20 protein-coding genes and 1 pseudogene are annotated in these 20,505 nt (G+C 69.9%); 6 read left to right on the forward strand and 15 right to left on the reverse strand.

The features are described from left to right. Positions 1 to 89: 89 nt before the first annotated feature. From M2283_RS37965 to ssuE, 5 genes and pseudogenes are all read left to right on the forward strand, one after another. Entirely contained in the window at positions 90 to 932 is an 843-nt protein-coding gene (locus M2283_RS37965; RefSeq protein ID WP_280881060.1) for an ABC transporter ATP-binding protein, read from the forward strand. Positions 933 to 979: 47 nt separating this feature from the next. Continuing rightward, positions 980 to 2,320, forward strand: coding sequence for an LLM class flavin-dependent oxidoreductase (locus M2283_RS37970; protein WP_280881061.1), 1,341 nt, complete (start codon positions 980 to 982; stop codon positions 2,318 to 2,320). A 15-nt stretch (positions 2,321 to 2,335) separates the two neighbouring features. Beyond that, entirely contained in the window at positions 2,336 to 3,370 is a 1,035-nt protein-coding gene (locus M2283_RS37975; protein ID WP_280881062.1) for an LLM class flavin-dependent oxidoreductase, read from the forward strand. Position 3,371: 1 nt separating this feature from the next. Next, positions 3,372 to 4,126, forward strand: a pseudogene (locus tag M2283_RS37980) (alpha/beta hydrolase). Positions 4,127 to 4,202: 76 nt separating this feature from the next. Further along, positions 4,203 to 4,760 carry an NADPH-dependent FMN reductase gene (gene ssuE / locus M2283_RS37985; RefSeq protein ID WP_280881063.1) on the forward strand — a complete coding sequence of 186 codons (558 nt, stop codon included), beginning with the start codon at positions 4,203 to 4,205 and terminating at the stop codon, positions 4,758 to 4,760. 24 nt (positions 4,761 to 4,784) lie between these two features. On the opposite strand, the gene M2283_RS37990 is transcribed toward ssuE, so the two are convergent. The 12 genes from M2283_RS37990 to M2283_RS38045 form a co-directional block, all read right to left on the reverse strand. Continuing rightward, the gene (locus tag M2283_RS37990; protein WP_280881064.1) at positions 4,785 to 5,357 is read right to left on the reverse strand and encodes a DinB family protein; all 573 of its coding nucleotides are present in this window, start codon (positions 5,355 to 5,357) and stop codon (positions 4,785 to 4,787) included. Between the two features lie 49 nt (positions 5,358 to 5,406). Continuing rightward, positions 5,407 to 7,359, reverse strand: coding sequence for a glycoside hydrolase family 97 protein (locus M2283_RS37995; RefSeq protein ID WP_280881065.1), 1,953 nt, complete (start codon positions 7,357 to 7,359; stop codon positions 5,407 to 5,409). 173 nt (positions 7,360 to 7,532) lie between these two features. Then, positions 7,533 to 8,327, reverse strand: a complete 795-nt coding sequence (locus M2283_RS38000; RefSeq protein WP_280881066.1) for an SDR family NAD(P)-dependent oxidoreductase — start codon at positions 8,325 to 8,327, stop codon at positions 7,533 to 7,535. A gap of 234 nt (positions 8,328 to 8,561) precedes the next feature. Beyond that, complete coding sequence (locus tag M2283_RS38005) at positions 8,562 to 8,741, reverse strand: hypothetical protein (RefSeq protein ID WP_280881067.1); 180 nt, start codon at positions 8,739 to 8,741, stop codon at positions 8,562 to 8,564. Positions 8,742 to 8,837: 96 nt separating this feature from the next. After that, positions 8,838 to 9,290: a phospholipase gene (locus M2283_RS38010; RefSeq protein WP_280881068.1), complete on the reverse strand. Its 453-nt coding sequence runs from the start codon at positions 9,288 to 9,290 to the stop codon at positions 8,838 to 8,840. A 106-nt stretch (positions 9,291 to 9,396) separates the two neighbouring features. Further along, the gene (locus tag M2283_RS38015) at positions 9,397 to 9,996 is read right to left on the reverse strand and encodes a hypothetical protein (protein ID WP_280881069.1); all 600 of its coding nucleotides are present in this window, start codon (positions 9,994 to 9,996) and stop codon (positions 9,397 to 9,399) included. Continuing rightward, complete coding sequence (locus M2283_RS38020) at positions 9,993 to 10,859, reverse strand: carbohydrate ABC transporter permease (protein ID WP_280881070.1); 867 nt, start codon at positions 10,857 to 10,859, stop codon at positions 9,993 to 9,995. Before M2283_RS38020 ends, M2283_RS38015 begins: the two co-directional genes overlap by 4 nt. Then, positions 10,856 to 11,800 (reverse strand): carbohydrate ABC transporter permease, encoded by a 945-nt coding sequence (locus M2283_RS38025; RefSeq protein WP_280881071.1) that lies wholly within the window; start codon positions 11,798 to 11,800, stop codon positions 10,856 to 10,858. Before M2283_RS38025 ends, M2283_RS38020 begins: the two co-directional genes overlap by 4 nt. After that, positions 11,797 to 13,083: an ABC transporter substrate-binding protein gene (locus tag M2283_RS38030; RefSeq protein WP_280881072.1), complete on the reverse strand. Its 1,287-nt coding sequence runs from the start codon at positions 13,081 to 13,083 to the stop codon at positions 11,797 to 11,799. The genes M2283_RS38025 and M2283_RS38030 overlap by 4 nt, the downstream gene beginning before the upstream one ends. Positions 13,084 to 13,144: 61 nt before the next feature. After that, a complete protein-coding gene (locus M2283_RS38035; RefSeq protein ID WP_280881073.1) occupies positions 13,145 to 13,906 on the reverse strand; it encodes a cupin in 762 nt (253 codons plus the stop codon). Then, complete coding sequence (locus M2283_RS38040; protein ID WP_280881074.1) at positions 13,900 to 14,823, reverse strand: PmoA family protein; 924 nt, start codon at positions 14,821 to 14,823, stop codon at positions 13,900 to 13,902. Before M2283_RS38040 ends, M2283_RS38035 begins: the two co-directional genes overlap by 7 nt. Next, positions 14,820 to 15,935 (reverse strand): Gfo/Idh/MocA family protein, encoded by a 1,116-nt coding sequence (locus tag M2283_RS38045; protein ID WP_280881075.1) that lies wholly within the window; start codon positions 15,933 to 15,935, stop codon positions 14,820 to 14,822. The genes M2283_RS38040 and M2283_RS38045 overlap by 4 nt, the downstream gene beginning before the upstream one ends. Before the next feature lie 319 nt (positions 15,936 to 16,254). On the opposite strand from M2283_RS38045, the gene M2283_RS38050 reads away from it, so the two are divergent. Beyond that, positions 16,255 to 17,457 carry a chitinase gene (locus M2283_RS38050; RefSeq protein WP_280881076.1) on the forward strand — a complete coding sequence of 401 codons (1,203 nt, stop codon included), beginning with the start codon at positions 16,255 to 16,257 and terminating at the stop codon, positions 17,455 to 17,457. Positions 17,458 to 17,512: 55 nt separating this feature from the next. Here M2283_RS38050 and M2283_RS38055 read toward each other — a convergent pair whose 3' ends face one another. The 3 genes from M2283_RS38055 to asnB form a co-directional block, all read right to left on the reverse strand. Next, positions 17,513 to 17,947 carry a hypothetical protein gene (locus tag M2283_RS38055; RefSeq protein ID WP_280881077.1) on the reverse strand — a complete coding sequence of 145 codons (435 nt, stop codon included), beginning with the start codon at positions 17,945 to 17,947 and terminating at the stop codon, positions 17,513 to 17,515. A gap of 31 nt (positions 17,948 to 17,978) precedes the next feature. Beyond that, positions 17,979 to 18,389: a hypothetical protein gene (locus M2283_RS38060; RefSeq protein WP_280881078.1), complete on the reverse strand. Its 411-nt coding sequence runs from the start codon at positions 18,387 to 18,389 to the stop codon at positions 17,979 to 17,981. A gap of 102 nt (positions 18,390 to 18,491) precedes the next feature. Further along, complete coding sequence (gene asnB, locus M2283_RS38065) at positions 18,492 to 20,333, reverse strand: asparagine synthase (glutamine-hydrolyzing) (protein ID WP_280881079.1); 1,842 nt, start codon at positions 20,331 to 20,333, stop codon at positions 18,492 to 18,494. Positions 20,334 to 20,505 lie beyond the last annotated feature (172 nt).

Raw genomic sequence — 20,505 nt, forward strand, 5'->3', positions numbered from 1 at the left:
ACGAACGGCTCGCACTACTGGCCATGCACCCACCGGGACCGAGAGGTCACAACCCTACTCGTGAGGGCTGCAGAAAGGATGGTCCTCTAATGAGCACCGACCACCTGGCACGCCAACCCGTACTGAAAGTCACCGATTTGGAGGTGCACTACGGCCTCCGCCGACGCCGCCGCCAGGCCCTGCACCGGGTCTCCCTCAGCGTCGCGCCGGGCGAGACCGTCGGCATCATCGGCGAGACCGGTTCGGGCAAGTCGACGCTCGCGCGGGCCGCGCTCGGACTGGTGCGTGCGTCGGCGGGGTCGATCGTGATCGACGGCGAGGAGGTCGGCGCGTACGGTCATCGTCAGTGGCGCGCGTTGCGTCGCCGGGGTGTGATCCAGTACGTCTTCCAGGACCCGCTGCGCAGCCTCGACCCGGACGTGACGGTCGAGGCGTCCCTCGCCGAACCCCTGCTGATCCAGGGTGTGTCAGGGCAGGAGGCGGCGACGCGGGTGCGCGCGTTCCTCGACCGGGTCCGACTGTCCGAGGATCTGCTCGACCGGCTGCCCGGTGAGTTGTCCGGTGGGCAGCGTCAACGCGTCGCGGTGGCACGGGCGTTGGTGACCGAGCCCCGGCTGGTCATCCTCGACGAGCCGGTCAGCGCCCTGGACTCCGCCAACCGCGTCCAGATCCTGCAGATCCTCAAGGAACTCCGCTCCGACGGGGTGGCCCTCGTCTTCATCTCCCACGACCTCGGGTCCGTCGCCGGGGTCGCCGACCGCATCGCCGTGCTGTACCAGGGCGAGTTGGTCGAGGTCGGCGCCGCCGCCGACGTCATCAACCAGCCCCAGCACGTCTACACGCGCCTGCTCGTCCGGTCGGCTCCGACGCTGCACAGCGCGGCGGCGGACCGGGCCGAACGAGAGGCCCTGCGCGCCCTCCTGCACGCCTGACACCCCCTCAACCTCCCTGAACTCCCCCTGACAGAACAGGAACAGCCATGTCCCGCACGCTCCACCTAGCCGTGCACCCCTACGGCGTGGGCGGCCCCGGCCAGCACGGCCTGTGGAAGGACCCGCGCGTCGCGAAGAACGCCAGCATCGACATCAACTACTACATCCGGCTGGCCCAGGCGGCCGAACACGCCCTGTTCGACGCCCTGTTCATCGTGGACAGCCAGTTCATCAACTCCACCTACCCGGCGCACTACCTCAACCGCCTCGAACCGCTGACCCTGTTGTCGGCCGTCGCCACCCACACCAAGCACCTCGGCCTGGTGGGCACGGCGAGTTCGACCTACAACTCACCGTTCAACCTCGCCCGCCGGTTCGCCTCGCTCGACCACATCAGCGGCGGGCGGGCCGGCTGGAACGTGGTGACCAGCTTCGACACCGGTACGTCGAAGAACTTCGGGCTCGACGAGCATCTCGACTACGCCACCCGCTACGGCCGCGCTCTGGAGTTCGTCCAGGTGGCCAGGGGGCTGTGGGACTCCTACGAGGACGACGCGTTCCCCGCCGACGTCGATCGGGGCGTGTTCCTCGACCCGGCCAAGCTGCACGAACTCGACCACGCGGGCGAGCACTTCAAGATCGCGGGCCCGCTGAACCTCTCCCGCTCCCCGCAGGGCCAGCCGGTCATCTTCCAGGCCGGGGTGTCCGAGGAGGGCCGTGATCTCGCGGCGCAGGTCGCCGAGGGCATCTTCGCGCCCGGCGGCACCCTGGAGTCGGCACGGGACTACTACGCCGACATCAAGAAGCGCACCGCTGCCTACGGCCGCGACCCCGACCACGTCAAGGTCCTCATCCACGGCGGCCCGGTCGTCGCCGCCACCGACGACGCGGCCCGCCGTCGCGAGCGGGAGATCTTCGAGGAGGACGACGACTTCGGCCGCAACCTGGCTCTCCTTGGCCGTTCCTTCGGGGCGTACGACTTCAGCGTGCACGACCTGGACGCGCCCTTCCCGGATGTCGCCCACCTCGCCGAGAAGGGCGGACGCACGGGTGCCACGCAGCTCATCGAGCGGGCCAGGACCGAGAACCTGACCCTGCGTCAAGTGGCCGAGTCCATCAACCAGTTCCGTCAGTCGCCGTTCGTCGGGGACCCGCGGACCGTGGCCGACTCCATCCAGCGGTGGTTCGACGCCGGCGCCTTCGACGGCATCAACCTGGCCTTCCGCACCGAGGACGAACTGAACTACTTCGTCGACGGTGTCGTCCCGATCCTCCAGAAGCGCGGCCTGTTCCGCACCGAGTACACGTCCGACACCCTGCGCGGCAACCTCGGCCTGCCGATCCCGGCCAACCGCCACTCCCGCGAGCGCCAGCTCGTGAACGACTGAGCGGGCCGGCACCCCATGACGACCGAGAGACCACGCTTCCGGCTCGGTTTCCTCACCCACGTCCAGGGCCGCGACGACGACATCGCCCGCACCTACCGCAACGCACAGGAACTCTTCGTCGCGGCCGACGAGTTGGGCTTCGACGTCGGCTGGGTGGCCCAGCACCACGTCCCCCTCGGAGGCGGCGGGCTGTCGTCGCCGTGGACCTTCCTGGCCCACGCGGCGGCCCGGACGACCCGTATCCGGCTCGGTACCGCCGTCACCGTCCTCCCCCTGGAGGATCCGGTGCGGCTCGCCGAGGACATCGCCACCGTCGACACGCTCAGTGGGGGCCGCGTGGAGCTCGGCGTCGGCAGCGGATCGAGCGAGGTGGAGTACGCGGCGTTCGGCAAGGACGTGGCCCGCAAGCGGGAACTGACCAGCGAGAACCTCGACATCGTGCGCCAGGCTCTCGACCGGCGCGAGGTGGGCACACCCGGCTTCCGCATCCAGCCCCGGCCCGGCGACTTCAACGACCGTGTCTGGCAAGGGGTGTTCAGCGAGCAGGGTGCCAAGTACGCGGCACAGCGCGGATCGAACCTGCTGCTCAACCGGGCGGCCTACGGCTTCGACGCCCCCACCGACGAGGTCCAACACCCTTGGGCGGACACCTACTTGGCCGCCTGGGACCAGCAGCGCCGCCCGCGCATCGGCCTGTCCCGGTTCGTGTTCCCGGCCAAGGACCGGCGTACGGCGCTCGCCGCGATCGGCGACGACGTCCACCGGGCCGCGCTGCGCATGGCGGAGCACGGCGCGTTCCCCAAGGGCCTTGACCAGGACGAGGCGTTGCGCCGCTTTCACTCCTTCTACGGCCATCCCGACGAGATCGTCGCGGCGCTGGCGCAGGAGAAGGTGCTGCCCGTCGCGACCGACCTGATCACCCAGTTCAACCCCGCCGTCCCCGACCACGACGCCGCCGTCCGCGCCCTCGAACTCATCGCGACCGAGGTGGCACCCGCGTTGGGCTGGCAGCCCGCGCCGACGGCCGTGACCGCATCCGCAGGAGTGTGAAGTGACCCAGTACAGCGACTACTTCGGCCCCGAGGGTCTTCGTGTCCGGGGGACGGTCATCGTCGTTCCCGGCCGCGGCGAGACCCGGGCGACCTATGCCCGTTTCGGCCGGCGGCTCGCCGCCGATGCCTACCGGGTCCGGGTGATCGACGCCCCCGACCTCGACACCGAGGATCTGGCCGGTCTTGCCTCCCGGCTGACCGACGCCGCCGAGAGCACGGCAGCCGAGGACGGTGTCGTACGGCCTCTCGTCCTTGTCGGCGCCGACTCTGGCGCCGCCGCGATCGCCGCGCTGATCGGCCGGGCACCCGACACCCGGCCCGACGCGGTGGTCCTCGCGGGCCTTCCCGGCCGCTCCCCCGGTACCACCGCGACGGCCGGAACCTGGGGCGAGGAACTCGACGTCCGCACCTCCTGCCCGCCCACCGGGGCACTCTCAGCCAGGACCCCGAGGTGCGGCGCGGTTCGCTCGACGACGTGGTGCCGGAGGCCGTGCTCAACGCCGCCTACGACAGCGACGCCGCCGTCCCCGCCCTGCTTCTGGTCGGTGACGCGGACCCCCTCGCCGACCACGAAGCGCTCGCGCAGACCGCCAAGTCCCTTTCGCGGGCCCGCCTTTCGGTCGTGCACGGCGCTCACCACGACGTGCTCAACGATCTCCAGCATCGTTCGGTGGCCGCCGAGGTCGTCACGTTCCTGGAGACCCTGCGCAACGAACTGCGACCGCTGATCACGGTGCGGTCGAGCGCTTGGTGAGCGTCTCTCGCGCGCGGCTCACCACACTGCTGCCGCCCCCTTCGTACGTCTGAACCCCGACATCGGAAGGTCCGTCATGGCCGCCATCCTGTCCGTCTCCGGAAGCCCCTCCCCCACCTCCCGCACCACCCGCCTGCTGCGTCACCTGGACGACCGGCTCCGCCTGCAGGGCCATGACGTGATCCCGCTGGAGGTGCGCACGCTCCCCGCGCAGGCGCTGCTGGGCGCCGACTTCGGGCATCCGGCGATCACCGCGGCCACAGCCCTGTTTCAGCAGGCGGACGGTGTGGTGATCGGTACGCCCGTGTACAAGGCCGCCTACTCGGGACTGCTCAAGTCGCTCCTCGACCTGCTCCCGCAGTACGCGCTGACCGGCAAGACCGTGCTGCCCCTGGCCACCGGTGGCAGCACGGCCCACGTCCTGGCCATCGACTACGCCCTGCGTCCGGTGCTGAGTTCCATGGGCGCCTCGCACATCGTGCCGGGGTGGTTCACCCTCGACAAGGACATCACGGTCGGCGACGACGGCACCCCGACGATCGCGCCCGCCACGGCCACGGCGCTGGAACAGGTCACCGACCTCTTCTCCGCCGCGCTGGGAGGCCGTACGACCGTGCTCAAGGCCACGGGGTGAGCCGAGTATCCGCCCGACCTCTCGCTACTGCCCTACCCGTCCATCGACGCACTCGCGCAACAGGTCCGCATGCCCGCAGTGCCGGGCGTACTCGTCGATCCGGTGCACCAGCAGCTCCCGAACCGCGATCCCGTCCTTCCCCAGCCGCTCGCCCAGATCCTGCTCATGCTCGGCCAACACGGCGTCGGTCGCGGCCTGTTCGCGCTCCAGATCGGAGTACGCGGCATCGACCACGGCCTGCTCGGCGACAGCCTCGTCGAAGTCCGCGTCCCGCCTGCCGTACAGCTTCGGCAGCGGATCACCGTCACTGATCCAGTTGCGCCAGTCCCGTTCCACCTCGGCGAGGTGCCGAACCAGGCCGAGCAGTGACATCGTCGACGGCGGAACCGACCGACGGGCCAACTGCTCGGCGTCCAGGCCCTCGCACTTCATCCGCAGGGTCATGCGGTAGTTCGTCAACACGTCCAGCAGTGTGGCGAGTTCACCGTCCGGGCCGGGTCCTTCGTTGTCGCGAGGGTCGTCCTCCGGGTTGGCCCACATGTCGGGGTAGACGGTCGCCTGGGTCCATCGTGCGGGTTGGTCACTCATGCGGGCCATGTTCGTCCGTCGGGGCACGGGCTCGCCAGTGAGTTTTGGAGCGGTACTCCTACCGGTAGCAGGTGGTGAGACCCGGGTGCCAACGGCAGGCGACACCCGCGAAGCCACCGTTGGCCACCACGTCGACGCCGATCGTGTCGCCGCCGCGCAGGACCTGCCGGTCCTGGACCAGCCCCTCACTGCCGTCCCGGATCGTCTCCACCAGCCAGCGCCCCGGACCGATGGTCAGCGGCACCTCGGCCGTGCGGGCGGCGCCGGCGTACACCCCGCCCAGGAACCAGCGGTCGCCGCTGCGGCGGGCGAGGACGGCTTCCTGGCCGGGCTGTCCGGCGAGCAGGCGGGTGTCGTCCCAGGCGGCGGGGATCTGGTCGAGGAAGTCGCGGGCGAGCGGTCGGGTGTCGTACGACTCCGGGGTGCCGGCGAACATCTGCAGGCCGGACTCGTAGGCGACGGTGAGTCCGACCTCGGCCGCGTCGGAGTTGGGGCGCTGACCGACGCGTTGGAAGCCGCCGGGGGTGAAGTCCATGGAGCCGATGACGTTGCGGGTGAAGGGGAGGGTGGTGAGGTGGGCCGCGGTGTTGGTCCGCTTCTCCTCGCCGCCGACGCCCTCCAGGGTCATGACCTGCGGCCAGGTGCGCTGGATGCCCTTGGGGATCGTGGAGCCATGGAAGTCGACCATGAGGTGGTGGGCGGCGGTCCCCCGGAGGATGGCGTCGTACCACTGGAGCATGGGCTGCGCCTCGGAGTTCATGAAGTCGATCTTTACGCCCTTGACGCCCCAGCGCTCCAGGGTGGGCAGCCACTGGGCGCGTTCCTCGGGGGTGTCGAGGTCGCGCTGATGGATCCAGACGATGATTCCGACGCCCTTGGCGTGTGCGTAGTCGACGAGTTCGGGCAGCCAGCTGTCGGTCTGCCAGTTCGGGTCGGTGGTGTCCCACTCGTCGGCCTTGAAGTACCAGCCCGCGTCAACTGCCTCGTAGGGCCAGTGGCGTTGGGCCGCGTAGTCGACGTAGGCCTTCTGCGCGGTGAGGCTCTGGCCCGCCTCGCGGCCGCCGGCGAGCCAGGTCCACAGGACGGTGCCTGGGCGGATCCAGGAGGCGTCGGCGACCTTGGAGGCGGGGGCGAGGTCGTCGGTGAAGGTGGACCGGGTGACGGTGGCGAGGTCGCCGGTGACCATGGCCCGCCAGGGAGTTGCGAGGGTGCCGTCGGTGTGGACGCGGTCGTCGGCGAGCTTGATGCGGTAGGTGCCGGTGCCCTGCGTGTGGGCGAGCCGGGCACCGGAGTAGGCGCCGGTGAGGTCGGACTCGGCGAGCAGGGTGTAGCCGCCGTCGGTCGCGAAGAGCGCCTGGTCCGAGTACTCGCCGGTGGGCGCGGTGGCGGCGGTGTACTGGTTGAACTGGCCCTCGTTGTCGACCCGGTAGGTGCCGAGCCACGCGCTCGCGTCCGGCGGCAGGTTGAACGCGGAGGTCTCACCGAGCACGTCGCCGTGGCCGGCGGGCAGGACGTACCGGTAGGCGACGCCGTCGGCGGAGGCACGGATCACGAGGTCGAACCGTGCCTCCGTGGGGGTGGCGAACGACAGGCGCGTCTCGTTCATCAGGACCCGGCGGTCGAGCCGCTTGCCGGACTTCGCCCGGTAACGCTCCTTCACCAGCCGGTCCTTGCGGTGGAGGAACCTCAAGTCCTTGGAGAGATCGGCCTGTTCGGTGACGATGCCCACGGGCGACGGCTCGATGACCGTTCGGTCGGCTCGGGTCACGGAGAGGCTCAGGGTGCCGGTGGTGGCGTCCAGGGACACTCGGGCGCGCGGTTCGTGTGCCGCTGCGGCGCGATCGGGACCGGACACGGACCAGACGTGGCCGGGGTGACCCGCGTTCCGGTCGGCGTCCTGGTCGGCCCAGGCGGGCGCGGTGATGCAGAGTGTGGCCGCCAGCCCAGCGCATAACGCGGCGACCGCGGATCTGAGCGGACGCGGTGAGCGCTTCCGCAACTGTGAGGTCATCGTTGTCCCCCAAGCCTGATGGATCGTCGATACATCGGGTGTCTTGGCGAACTTAAGCAGCCTTCGTGAACCTGTCAACGACTTTCACAGCCGATACGCTCGGCTCGCACATCAACTCATCCGATGTATGCAGTCGCGCAGTCAAGAAAGAGCATGTTCGGGACAAAGCGCAGTCAGGGAAGGATCGAGTCGACGTATCCCCCGTCGACCCGCAACGCTCCGCCCGTCGTGGCCGACGCCTGGTCGGAACTCAGGTAGACGACCATGTGGGCGATCTCCTCGGGCTCGATCAGCCGTTGCAGGAGGGACTGCGGCCGGTGCTCGCGCATGAACTCGCGTTGGGCCTCGTCCCAGGGCAGGTCCCGGTCGACGAGTTCGTAGACGAAGTCCTCCACCCCGCCCGTGTGGGTGGGTCCGGCGATGACCGAGTTGACCGTCACCCCGGTGCCCGCCGCCTCCTTCGCGAAGCCGCGGCCGACCGCGAGGAGTGCGGTCTTGGACATGCCGTAGTGGATCATCTCGGCCGGGATGACGATCGCCGAGTCGCTGGCGATGTTCAGGATCCGGCCTCGGCCGCGCTCCGTCATGCCCGGCAGGTACTGCCGGATCAGTCGTACGGCGGCCAGCACGTTCACCTCGAAGTAGCGCCGCCACTCGTCGTCGCTGATGTCTAGCGGGTCGGCGGAGCCGAAGATGCCGAGGTTGTTGACGAGGATGTCCACCTGCGGCAGCGCCTCCAGGGCCTGCCGCGCGCCCTCCTCGCTCGCCACGTCGGCGGCCACGGGCACGAAGGAGCCTCCGGGCACCTCCGTCGCCAGCCGGGCCACGGCTTCCCCGACCCGCTGCTCGTCGCGGCCGTTCACCCCGACCCGGGCGCCCGAGCGCGCGAGTCCGGCGGCGATCGCCGCGCCGATGCCCTGTGTCGAGCCCGTCACCAGGGCGGTGCGTCCCGCCAGGTCGATCCGCATCTGGAACCAGTCCCTTTGTCGCGTCTGTCCGTCCCGCGTGCCGGTACCCCTGCCGCCAGCCTGGTGGCAGGGCGGCCGGCCCGCCACTCCGGCCCTGCCCAGTGGGTACGGCCTCGGCTGCGTATGCCCACTCGGCGACGGGTGACGCCCAAGGTGCGGATCACAGCGCGAGGGGTGGGCTGTCAGCACAGCCCACCCCGTCCGTCACGCGGTCGTGTCGCCCTTACGGCGAGGTCACCGCCGGCTGCGGCCCCGCACCGACCACCCGCTTCCGATTCCGGCCACGTGCAGCGCGAGCACGGTGAGCCCCAGCAGCATCACGTTGGTCGAGGTGAAGGTGTCGTTGGTCGAGATGTCGGCTGCGTTGATCAGGAAAGCGATGAAGAACAGGACCGCAGAAATGATGGCCAGCATGATGTCCGCCCCTTCCGTTGATTGAGGTCGTCGCCCCACGTGGACTCCGAGTACCCCCAACTACCCCGAAAGCACGGGCATTTGCCTGCCGGTGTCTCAGCCGAAGGCCTTGACCGCCTGGTAGTAGGTCCAGGCCGTGCTGTTGCAGGCGGTCTTGGTCGCGCCGCTGTAGTTCACGCACACGCGCTTGAGGTCTTCGTACAAGGCGCTGTCGAGGCGGTTCTTGTTGGCGCTGAAGGCACCCGCGGCCTTGTAGTTGCGGTACCCGAAGTCGTGCCGGGCGCAGGACATGGCGAAGGGGAAGCCGAAGGGGTTGTCCGGCGAGGAGGAGCAGTAGTCCGTGGACCAGTCGAAGGCGTAGGCGGCCCAGGTGGTCCGGCCGGCGCGGGCGGTGGTCCACTGGGTGTAGCTCGACGCGCTGGTCTGGGTCCAGCTCGACAGGACCTGGGGCTTGTCGGCGGGGGCGGCTTCGGCGGCGGCCGCGGTGGCGACGACGGTGACGAGGGCCAGGGCGGAGGCGCCCAGTGCGGTGGCGAGTCTGCGGTGCATTCCACACCTCCATGAGACTGCGGCCCGTCCGTCGGACCGCAGGTTCATGTCAAGATGATCGGCACCTCAAAGGCCCTTTCACACCTCAAGTCCCCTTAATTGGCTATTAACTCTGGGACATTGCAGTCAAACGGACGTCGACGGCCGTGAGCGCCAGGGCCAGCGGCCCGGGCGTGAGGAAGGCCAGCGGCACCAGCATCCAGGCGCTCGCGACAGCCGCCGCCACCGCGAGCAGCACCAGGGCGCTGCCTCCTGTGTCGCGCACGGCGTCCCGGGCGGCCTCGCGCAGGGCGGCCCGCCAGTCGGTGAGCGACTCGGGCCGGGCGCAGGCCCGCAGGCCCACGACCAGGGCGCCCGAGGCGATGGCCGAGGCCACCACCGCGAACACCGGCGCCCCGGGCAGTCCGGCCCCGGCGAGGGCCAGGTCCGCGACCACCACCAGGGCGCCGATCAGGAAGACGCCGCCCGCCGCCAGGTCGCCGGCCCGCAGGCGGCGCCGTAGCACCTCCAAGTACCGCCCCGCGGTGGCGGGTTGGCCCGTCGCCCCGCCGCGCAGGACCGCGCACGCGGTCGACAGCGCGGCCGGGGCGGTCACCAGGGGCAGGCACAGCACCGCCGTGAGCAGGCCGACGCTCAGCATGTCGGCGAACAGGGTCATCCGCGGGCCGAAGACCTCGCCGGGCTCTCGTGTGCGCATGCCGCTCATCCCTTGAGTCCCGAACTGGCCATGCCCTCCACCAGGAAGCGCTGGAAGGCGAGGAAGAACAGCACGATCGGCAGAAGCGCGATCACCGACATGGCGAACATGGGGCCGAACGCCGACTGGCTGGAGGAGTCCACGAACGAGCTCAGGGCGAGCGTGAGTGTGAACTTGTCCGGGTCGAAGAGGTAGATGAGCTGGGTGAAGAAGTCGTTCCACGTCCAGATGAAGGTGAAGATCGCCGTGGTGATCAGTGCCGGCCTGGTGAGCGGCAGGACGATCAGGAAGAAGCTGCGGAAGGGTCCGCAGCCGTCGATCCGGGCGGCCTCCTCCAGTTCGCGGGGCAGGCCGCGCATGAACTGGACGATGAGGAAGACGAAGAAGGCCTCGGTGGCGAGGAACTTGGGCAGGATCAGCGGCCAGTAGGTGTTCACCAGGCCGAGCTGGTTGAAGATGATGTACTGCGGGATCAGGATCGCGTGGTGCGGCAGCATGATCGTGACGATCATGAACGCGAACAGCGGGCCACGGAAGCGGAAGCGCAGCCGGGCGAAGGCGTAGGCGGCGAGCGAGCAACTGATCACGTTGCCGATGACCGCGCCGCCCGCGATCAGCAGCGAGTTGGACAGCAGCCGCCAGATGGAGACGTCGTTCACGCCGTCCAGGGCGGTCTTGTAGTTGGACCACTCCAGGTGGCTGGGCAGCAGGTTGAGGCTGGTGATGACCTCGCTGGCGGGCTTGAGCGAGGTGGTGAGCAGCCAGACCAGCGGGTACAGCACCACCAGCAGGGCGACGAGACACCCCACGTGGAGCGCGATGCGCCCCCAGGCGACGGGCTTGCGGTCGGTGGCGGTGGAGATGGCGGTCATCGGTCCCCCTCGGACGCGTAGAAGACCCAGGAACGCGAGGATCGGAACAGCACCGCCGTGACGGCACCGATCACGAGGAGCAGCACCCAGGCCATCGCGGAGGCATAGCCCATGTGGGAGGCGACGAAGCCGCGGTCGTAGAGGTAGAGGGTGTAGACGAGGGTCGAGTCGGCGGGGCCGCCCTTGCCTCCGCTGACCGCGAAGGCGGGGGTGAACACCTGGAAGGCCTGGATGGTCTGGAGCACCAGGTTGAAGAAGAGCACCGGGGAGAGCATCGGCACGGTGATGGACAGGAACTGCCGCCACTTGCCCGCCCCGTCAACGGCCGCCGCCTCGTACAGCTCGGCGGGGATCTGCTGGAGCCCGGCCAGGAAGATGACCATCGGTGCGCCGAACTGCCACACCGTCAGCAGGGCCACGGCCAGCAGCGACCAGCCGGGCTTGTTGATCCAGCCGCCGTTGCCGAGCGCGTTGTCCACCGGGCCGCCGTCGTTGAAGACCTGCCGCCAGACGAGGGCGATGGACATGGAGGCGCCCAGCAGCGAGGGGGCGTAGAACGCGGACCGGTAGAAGGCCTTGCCGCCCTTCATGGACTTCAGGGCAAGGGCTACGACGAGGGCGAGCGCGAGTTGCAGGGGCACCGCGATGACGACGTACTCAAGCGTCGTCACGACCGAGCGCCAGTAGCGCGGGTCCTCGGTGAACATCTGCGTGTAGTTGCGCAGGCCGATCCAGTGGGGCGGATCGAAGAGGTTGTAGTCGGTGAAGGACAGGTACAGCGACACCGCCATCGGCACGACCGTGAGCAGGCACGCGCCGAGGACCCACGGGGACAGGAACACCCAGGCGGCGCCCTCTCGTTCGCGCTTGGGCCGGTGTTTGGGCGTGGTCGCGGCGCGCCCCGGGCGAGCGGTGGGCGCGGGAATCTCGGTGGTGGTCATGACCTCAGCTCCGCCTTGGCCTCGGTGATGTAGTTCTCGGCCGCCTTGCGGGGCGACAGGCGCTCGTACGACACCTGGTCGTAGTCGCGCTGGAACGTGGACTGCAGGGCGTTGTCGCCGGAGGGCGGCGCCTGGGGCGGGTCCTTGAGGGTGCCGTCGACGGAGGCCTGGTACTCGGAGATCGTCTTGTCGAAGTCCTTGAGCCGGCCCTCGGTCTCCTTGCGGATGGTCTCGTTGACCGGGATGCCGCGGGTGGCGCCGAGGATCTTCGCCGCGTCCCTGTCGTTGATCATGAAGTCGATGAGTTCGGCCGACTCCTTGGGGTGGCCGGTGTTGGCGGAGACGCCCATGAACATCGACGGCTTGAAGTACTGGCCGGGCGTGCCGTCCTCGCCGGACGGCATCGGCGCCAGCGCGATACCGGTAGGGATGAAGGAGACGTAACCGCTCGCCGGCGCGTCCCAGTTGTTGTCGGAGGTCGCCTTGCCGCGTGCGAGCGGGGTGTTCTCGACGAAGCCGGCGAGCTGGGTGGTCTGTTCGGCGGGCGAGACCGCGCCCTCCCGCCTCAACTGGTCGGTGAAGGTCCACCAGTTGGTGAGGTCGTCGGCGGTGAAGCCGAGTCCGTTGTCCTTCGTGTAGAGGGACTTGCCCTGGCCGCGCAGCCACACCTCGAAGCCGTCCTCGCTCCAGCCGGGGTCGGTCGCTCCGGGCTTGCCGGTCTTCTTCGCCAGCGCACGCATGTCGTCGGCCCAGTCGTCCCAGGTCCAGCCCTTCTGCGGGAGCGGTACGCCCGAGTCCTTCCAGGCCTTGGCGTCGTAGACGATGGTCTCGGTGCCGCGGCCCTGCGGGATCGCGTACTGCGTGCCGTCCACCTTGCCGGTCGCGAGCAGGCCCTGGTCGATCTCGGAGGTGTGCAGTACGGCCTTCTGCTTCCCGAGGTCGAGCAGGACCCCGCCGTTGGCGTACTGGTTGATCTGGCGGTAGTCGAGCTGCATCACATCGGGTGCGTCGCCGCCGGTGGCCTGCACGGCGAGTTTCTGCTTGTAGGCGTCGTAACCGGAGTACGACGTCTGCACCTGCACGTTCGGATGGCGTTTCTCGAACAGGGCGACGGCCTTGTCGGTCAGCGTCGCGCGGTCGGGGTTGCCCCACCAGGCGTAGCGCAGCACGACCTTGCCGCCACCGCCGACCGATTCCCCGGATCCCCCGCAAGCGGCCAGCATCGCGCAGAGCGCGAGTGCGGCGGCCGATGCGCAGAACCCCTTTGTCCTGTGTCCGGGCATACCGAGGTCACCTCATTTCTCTCTCGGACCAACCTTCATGGCCCCCGTGCCCCCGGTCAGGTCATGTGCCCTGGTACGGCAGCGTCGTCCCCGGCAGGTTGTACTCGTCGCGTCGGCCGCACATGCCGAAGCCGCCGAGCCGGGTGGGCGCGGTCTCGTACGCGGTCGCCCGGTCGAGATACGCCGGCTCGCCGTCCGCGAGCGCGTCCAGCTGGGCGCCGGTGCGTTCGGCGGTGGCCAGCGCGCCGGCCCGCCACAGCTCGCGCCAGGCGGGCACCTTGGCCCGCACCAGCGCGGCTGCGGCGCGCTGGAACTCGATGTAGGGGCGGTTGTCGCCGGCTTCGAGGGCCTCGCGCAGGGCGAGGTAGCCCTCGACGGCGAGGTCGCGGCGACGGCGGGCCGCCGCGGCCGTGTCCTCGCCGGTGCCCGGCGGGAGGGTGGCCGCGGCCGCGTAGCGCTCGGGGTCGGCGAGCACGTCGGGCGGGAAGGTGAAGACGGCGTCCCCGGCCTCCGGCAGTCCGCTGTTCTGCATCAGCACGGTGATCCGCAGATCGCCGCCCTGCACCATGCGGTGCACGGTGCCCGGTGTGAACCAGGCGACCGAGCCCGCCTCCAGGGGGATGTCCCGGTAGCCGTCGGGGCTGAGGGTCTGCACCGCGCCCCGGCCGCCGGTGACGACGTACGCCTCCGTGCAGACCAGGTGCAGATGCGGGCTGCCGCCGCACACGCCGTCGGCGGCCTCCCAGTCGTAGGCGCTCAGGTGGGACAGGCCGACGGCGCCGGGCAGCGGGTGCGGGAGGGTGGGCTTGGGCTCGTTCACCACGACAGGCCCTTCAGGTAGGTGTCGACGCCGTCGTGGTCCCAGGCGCCGTCGGCGACGACCACGCGGTAGCGGTACGCGAAGGACTCGCCCGGCGGCAGCTCGAACTCCTCGAAGAACGCCCAGGAGAACGCGGCCGTCGGGAACGGCTCGGAGCGCACGAACCAGTGCGACTCGTGGATCGCGGAGCCGTCCAGGTTCTCGGGCGCGTGCGCGAAGACGATCGTGGAGTGGCCGTCGACGTCGTCGTGCTCGGTGGTGTAGGCGAGCCAGGGTCCCTGGCTGCCCATCAGTTTCTCGGCGCCGCCGTCGGAGTCCGGGCCGAAGGCGGTGCCGCCGGTGAAGTCGCGCGGGCCGCGCCACTGCAGGCCGGTGTAGCCGGCCAGTTCACGGCCCTCGGTGGTCGGGGAGCCGAAGACCAGGGGCTCGTCACGGACGTTGGTGAGCCGGATCGACCAGTCGAAGGCCCAGACGCCCGCCTCCTCGTCGACCGAGTGAACGACCAACTCCCGTACTTCACGCGCCCATTCCGCGCCGCCGTTCTCCACCCAGGTGAGCTCCTCGGTGAAGGCCAGCCGGTCGTCCTCGACCGCGAACTCGGGGAAGCCGTCGTGCCGCATCGAGCCGACGCGCTCGGGCTGCGGGAGGTAACCCTCCCCGTGGACATAGCAGTTGCCGCCCCAGAAGTTCTGGCCGGAGAGGTGACTGGCCGTCATCTGGAAGCCCTTGTGCCAGCGGTGGTCCTTGGGCCGGTATCCGGTCACCGTGCGGCCGGAGAGGGTGCGCACCGGGTGGGCGTACGGCTTGCGGGCCTCGAAGGCCTCGGGGTCGGGTCGGTAGACGTAGCGGAGGATCTCCGTGCCGTTCGCGGCCGCGACGGCGATGTGGTCGCCGTGGACGTGGCTGACGCGGATGCTCATGCGCGCTCCTTGGGGGCCCAGTGGGGGTGGTCTCCGTGCATGGCCGGGTAGTAGGGGTCGCCCGGCGCGATCTCGCCCGCGTGCACGGGCTGTCCGGTGAACGCGGACTTGTAGAGGGCTGCGGCGAATTCGAGGGTGGCACGGGCGTCGGGGCCGCTGCCGGGCGGCCTGACACCGTTGTCGTACGCGTCGAGGAGGACGCCGAGCTGGGCGGTGTGCGAGCTGGGCGCGTCGGCGGCGGGGGTGCGCCAGGCGGCGGCGCGCTCGGAGGCCACGTGCGGGGCCGGGGTGTAGACCCAGTCCTCGTTGCGGTGTCCGTACAGGTGGGTGAGTTCGACGGTGGCGTCGGCGCAGTCGATGCGGATGCGGCTCACCTCGTCGGGTGACAGCACGCTGTTGACGACGGTGGCGAGGGCGCCGTTCTCGAAGCGCACGAGGGCGGTGGAGACGTCCTCGCTCTCCGTGTCGTGGACCAGCCGGGCCGCCATGGCCCGGATCTCCGTCCACGGGCCGAGCAGGTGCAGCAGCAGGTCGTACTGGTGGATGCCGTGGCCCATCGTCGGCCCGCCGCCCTCGCTGGCCCAGGTACCGCGCCAGGGCACGGTGTAGTAGGCCTCGTCGCGGTGCCAGGTGGTCTGGCAGTGCGCGACGCGCGGGGCGCCCAGTTCGCCGCTCGCGATCAGCTCGTGCGCGTGGACGGCGCCGGAGCCGTAGCGGTGCTGGAAGACCACGGAGGCGTATGCCCCCGACGCCTCCTCCGCCGCCGCGATCTCGTCGTATTCGGCGAGCGAGAGGGTCAGCGGCTTCTCGCACAGAACCCAGGCGCCCGTCTTGAGCGCGGCCACCGTCTGCTCCTTGTGCAGGGAGGGCGGGGTGCCGATGAGGACCAGGCCGGGGCGTACGGCGTCCAGCATCGCGCCCATCGAGGTGTACCCGGCGACCTCTGCGCCGGCGAGCTCCCGGAAGGCGTCGAGTCTGCCCTGGTCCACGTCGACGGCGGCGACCAGCTCCACTCGCTCGGCGTGGGCCCGGAGCGCGGGCAGGTGGCTGCCGCTGACGATGGAGCCGGTGCCGACCACGGCGACTTTGCGGCGGACGGAGCGTGCGGACATGCGGTACTCCTCTGACGGCCCGCGGACAGGGACGACTGACGTGCAGAAAGCGCTTGCGTCTGCGGGTGACCCTAGGACCCGACCTAATGTCCGGACAACCCCCGTGCAGGCACATTGAAAAATCCGGAGACCTTTGCTCACTTTGACTCGAGCAACGATATTTCACGTGTTCAGATCCACCGCACCAAAACCCGCGTCGGGTAAAGGAGTTGCATGGTCTAGTCCAAAGAAGTGCTTGGTCTAGGCCACTCCGTTGACGTGGTCATCTCACCCTCATCACCCTGGGACACCTCCCCCACTCCCCCACTGGAGGCACAGAGTGAGACGTCTTCGGGCATCCCTGGCCGCAGCCGCCGCGGTCACCACCGTCGCGGCCTCCACGACCGCTCTCGTCGCGGCCAACGCCTCGGGCGCGACGACCGCGCTGAGCAACCGCTGGTACGCCGCCGCCCCGTACCTGATGCCGCTCGACAACAACCCGCCGGACGCGTCGGCCATCATGGACGCCACCGGTCTCAAGGCCTTCCAGCTCGCCTTCGTCCTCGCCCCCAACGGCGGTGGCTGTTCGCCGACTTGGGGCGGTACGTCCGCGGTCTCCTCGGACACCGCCGTACAGTCGGTCGTCAACACGATCCGCGCCAAGGGCGGCGACGTGTCGGTCTCCATCGGCGGCTACGGGGGCACGAAGCTCGGCCAGGCCTGCTCGGACCCGGCCGCCACGGCGGCGGCGTACCAGCAGGTGATCACCAAGTACGGTCTGCACGCGATCGACTTCGACCTGGAGGAGCCGGAGTACGAGAACACGGCGGCCATCCACAACGAGATCGGCGCCGCCAAGATCCTCCAGCAGAACAACCCCGGGCTCTACGTCTCCGTCACCACGGCCGGCACGGCGGACGGCACGGGCTGGTTCGGCAAGCAGATGCTTCTGGAGGCGAAGTCGCAGGGGTTCACCCCGAACAACTTCTCCATCATGCCCTTCGACGGCGGCTTCAACGGCGCGGCCTCACAGACCAGCGCGCTCACCAACTTCAACTCGATCCTGCAGTCCACCTTCGGCTGGGACCAGGCGACCGCGTACGCCCATGAGGGCTTCTCGGGCATGAACGGGCGCAGCGACACCGGGGAGTACTTCACCCAGAACGACTTCCAGACCGTGCTGGACTTCGCCACCAGCCACAACATGGACCGGTTCACCTTCTGGTCGCTCAACCGGGACCGTCAGTGCGCCACGCCCGACAACGGCGGTGCCACGTCCGGCACTTGCTCCAGCGTGGCGCAGAGCGCCTGGGACTTCGCCAAGTACTCGGTGAAGTTCGCGGGAGTCACCCCGCCCACCTCTCCCCCGACGACGCCCCCGCCGTCCACCGGGTGCAAGACGGCGTGGAGTTCGGCCTCGGTCTATGTGCAGGGTGACGAGGCCTCCTACAACCACCACAACTGGAAGGCCAAGTGGTGGACCCAGAACGAGACACCCGGCGCCGCCGAGTGGGGTCCCTGGCAGGACGAGGGCTCCTGCTGACAGGCCGATGGGCCCCGGCGGTCGTCTCGCCGGGGCCCGCGGGTCGTGCGGTTCGTCAGCACTGCGGGATCTGGGACTTCCAGGTGGCGGGGCCGCCGGTGTCCAGGTACCAGTCGTTGACGTAGCCGTCGCCGATGCCGTTGTCGGCGTGCATCCAGTAGCGGTAGCCGTGGCCGTCCGCGTCCGGGTCGCCGGTGGTCCAGCAGTCCAGGCCGAGTTGGTCGCCGTTGTGGTAGCGGCTGAAGACCGGAGACTGCGAGGCGCTGTAGCGCGGGGCGGTGCGTACGACGAGTGCGGAGCCGGCGTCGATCCCGGTGACGTAGGCGCACTTGGCCCGGTCGCCGGAGATGCTGCACTCGTGGATCGCGGCGCCGGCCGGGCCGGCTCCGGTCAGCACGGTGGTGGCGGCGACGGCGAGCACGGCGCCCGCCGCGGCGAGGGCGCGGGGGCGGCGCGGCGACCGTACCGACCGCTGGGACTTGCTGTTCACAGGTGTTCGTTCCTTTCGCGGGCCGGCCGGTTCAGCACTGCGGGATCACGGGCTTCCAGGTGGCCGGGCCGCCGCTGTCCAGGTACCAGTCGTTGACGTAGCCGCTGGAGCTGCCGGTGGAGACGAGCATCCAGTAGCGGTAGCCGTGGCCGTCCGCGTCGGGGTCGCCGGTGGTCCAGCAGTTGAGCTCCAGCCACTGGCCGTTGCCCCAGCGGGCCACCGCGCCGGCGCTGTAGCGCGGGGCGGTGCGCATCACCAGGGACGAGCCCGCGTTGATGCCGATCACCTGGGCACAGCGTGCGGGGTCTCCCGCTCCGGAACCCGGGCAGGCGCGGGGCGCGGCCTGGGCGGGCGTGGCCGCCAGCAGCCCGGCACCGGCCAGCAGGACGGCCGTACCGGCCGCGGCCCCCAGCCGGGAAGTGAGCAGTCGTGAGGTGGACATCGGCCCCTCCGTTCGATCTTCGCCGGTGTCCCACCCTGGCAGCGAACAGGGAGCACCACATCCTGTGAACTGTCAGGGTGGGGCGGGGAACCGCAGAGTCGCTCAGGCCGTCCTGACGTCCGGGCGGTAGATGTCGAGCCACTGGGCGAGGTCGAGCGTGCGCTCCAGACCCCGCCGCTCGGGCTGGGTGTTCACGGGCGCGTCGCGGTGGGCGACGCGGTGCAGGCGGTCGCGGTCCACGACATCGAAGACCGGGTGGGCGGGTTGCGCGAGTAGGTCCTTGGCCTGGTCCTGGAGCGCGGCCGCGTACTTGGGGTCCTGCGTGGAGGGATACGGGCTCTTGACCCTGTCGTACACGGACTGCGGGAGCACGTCGGCGGTCGCCTCCCTGAGCAGGCTCTTCTCCCTGCCGTCGAAGGACTTCAGCGCCCAGGGCGCGTTGTAGACGTACTCGACGAGCCGGTGGTCGCAGAACGGGACCCGCACTTCGAGGCCGACGGCCATGCTCGCGCGGTCCTTGCGGTCGAGCAGGACGCGGACGAAGCGGGTGAGGTGGAGATGGCTGATCCGTCGCATCCGGTACTCGAAGTCGCTCTCGCCGTCGAGGCGTTGGATGCCCTGGACGGCCGTGCGGTAGCCGTCGGCGACGTATCCGTTCAGGTCGAGTGCGGCCAGGAGGTCGGGTCGCAGCACCTCGGCGTCCTCGCCGAAGTGGCGGCCGAAGCGCACGAGCCAGGGGAAGGTGGTGCCGCGCCGGGCCTCCTCGTCGAAGAACTGCAGGTAGCCGCCGAAGACCTCGTCGGCGGACTCGCCGGACAGGGCGACGGTCGACTGGTCGCGGATGGCCCGGAACAGCAGGTACAGCGAGGCGTCCATGTCGCCCATACCGGCGGGCAGATCGCGGGCCCGGATCACCTTCGCGCGGACGTCGGGGTCGGCGAGCGCCTGTGCGTCCAGCACGATGTCCTGGTGTTCGGTGTGCGCGGTGCGTGCCACGTCGTGGACGAACGGGGTGTCGGGGGTGCCGCGGAGTTCGTCGGCGACGAAGGCGTCCGCCTGGCCCACGAAGTCGACGGCGAAGCTGCGCACCTTCTCGCCCCGCTCACCGAGTTGGCGGGCGGCGATCGCGGTCATGGCGGAGGAGTCGAGGCCGCCGGAGAGCAGAGTGCAGCGGGGCACGTCGGCGACGAGTTGGCGGCGGACGATGTCGTCGAGCAGGGAGCGGACCGTGGCGACGGTGGTGTCGCGGTCGTCGGAGTGCGGCCGGGTCTCCAACTCCCAGTAGACACGGTGGCTCAGGCCCGAGCGGTCGACGGTGACGACGGTGCCGGGTTCGACCTCCGCCATGCCGTCCCAGACAGCGTGCCCCGGCGTCTTGATCATGGTGAACAGCTCGCGCAGCCCGTCCAGGGTGACGCGCGCGGGGGCCAGGGGGTTGGCGAGGATCGCCTTGGGTTCGGACCCGAACAGGACGCCGTCGGGCGTCGGGTAGTAGTAGAAGGGCTTGATGCCCATGCGGTCCCGGATCATCACCAGCTTGTCCTGCCGGCCGTCCCAGACGGCGAACGCGTACATGCCGTTGAGCCGCTCCGCGATCCGGTCGCCCCATTCGAGGTAGCCGCGCAGCACCACCTCGGTGTCGGAGTCGGTGGTGAACCGGTGGCCCCGGCCGATGAGTTCACGGCGCAGTTCGGTGAAGTTGTACGTCTCTCCCGAGTAGACGAGTGCCACGGTCCCGTGCGGGGTGTCGGCGCTCATCGGCTGCCGTCCGCCGGGCAGGTCGATGATCGCGAGCCTGCGGTGCCCGAGCGCCGCCGGCCCCTGCACCCAGGCGCCGCGGTCGTCGGGGCCGCGGCAGGCCATCGTCTCGGTCATTGCATCCAATGTGGCGGCCTCGTAGCGCAGGTCGCGGTCGAAGGAGATCCAGCCGGTGATGCCGCACATACGTTGCCTCCCGCTCCGAGTCCGCCCGGGGCGCCGCTCTGACCTGCGACGGCCTGCAACTACGTGCAGGCGATCACGCCCCATGAGCAAACAAGATGTATTCACCATCCATATGCGAGGGTGCGCCGCACTCCCCGGGTCGGTCAACACGGCCGTAACACGGGCGGGCCGT

It is taken from the genome of Streptomyces pseudovenezuelae, assembly GCF_029892565.1.
Classification (GTDB): Bacteria; Actinomycetota; Actinomycetes; order Streptomycetales; family Streptomycetaceae; genus Streptomyces; species Streptomyces pseudovenezuelae_A.

Excerpts from the sequence above, each read along its gene's own strand:
- M2283_RS38025 (WP_280881071.1), bottom strand. The coding sequence starts at position 11,800 with ATGACCACCACCGAGATTCCCGCGCCCACCGCTCGCCCGGGGCGCGCC.
- M2283_RS38030 (WP_280881072.1), bottom strand. The coding sequence starts at position 13,083 with ATGCCCGGACACAGGACAAAGGGGTTCTGCGCATCGGCCGCCGCACTC.
- M2283_RS38010 (WP_280881068.1), bottom strand. The coding sequence starts at position 9,290 with ATGCACCGCAGACTCGCCACCGCACTGGGCGCCTCCGCCCTGGCCCTC.
- M2283_RS37965 (WP_280881060.1), top strand. The coding sequence starts at position 90 with ATGAGCACCGACCACCTGGCACGCCAACCCGTACTGAAAGTCACCGAT.
- M2283_RS38005 (WP_280881067.1), bottom strand. The coding sequence starts at position 8,741 with ATGCTGGCCATCATTTCTGCGGTCCTGTTCTTCATCGCTTTCCTGATC.
- M2283_RS38000 (WP_280881066.1), bottom strand. The coding sequence starts at position 8,327 with ATGCGGATCGACCTGGCGGGACGCACCGCCCTGGTGACGGGCTCGACA.
- ssuE (WP_280881063.1), top strand. The coding sequence starts at position 4,203 with ATGGCCGCCATCCTGTCCGTCTCCGGAAGCCCCTCCCCCACCTCCCGC.
- M2283_RS37970 (WP_280881061.1), top strand. The coding sequence starts at position 980 with ATGTCCCGCACGCTCCACCTAGCCGTGCACCCCTACGGCGTGGGCGGC.
- M2283_RS37990 (WP_280881064.1), bottom strand. The coding sequence starts at position 5,357 with ATGGCCCGCATGAGTGACCAACCCGCACGATGGACCCAGGCGACCGTC.
- M2283_RS38060 (WP_280881078.1), bottom strand. The coding sequence starts at position 18,389 with ATGTCCACCTCACGACTGCTCACTTCCCGGCTGGGGGCCGCGGCCGGT.
- M2283_RS38045 (WP_280881075.1), bottom strand. The coding sequence starts at position 15,935 with ATGTCCGCACGCTCCGTCCGCCGCAAAGTCGCCGTGGTCGGCACCGGC.
- M2283_RS37995 (WP_280881065.1), bottom strand. The coding sequence starts at position 7,359 with ATGACCTCACAGTTGCGGAAGCGCTCACCGCGTCCGCTCAGATCCGCG.
- M2283_RS38020 (WP_280881070.1), bottom strand. The coding sequence starts at position 10,859 with ATGACCGCCATCTCCACCGCCACCGACCGCAAGCCCGTCGCCTGGGGG.
- M2283_RS38015 (WP_280881069.1), bottom strand. The coding sequence starts at position 9,996 with ATGAGCGGCATGCGCACACGAGAGCCCGGCGAGGTCTTCGGCCCGCGG.
- M2283_RS38040 (WP_280881074.1), bottom strand. The coding sequence starts at position 14,823 with ATGAGCATCCGCGTCAGCCACGTCCACGGCGACCACATCGCCGTCGCG.
- asnB (WP_280881079.1), bottom strand. The coding sequence starts at position 20,333 with ATGTGCGGCATCACCGGCTGGATCTCCTTCGACCGCGACCTGCGCTAC.
- M2283_RS37975 (WP_280881062.1), top strand. The coding sequence starts at position 2,336 with ATGACGACCGAGAGACCACGCTTCCGGCTCGGTTTCCTCACCCACGTC.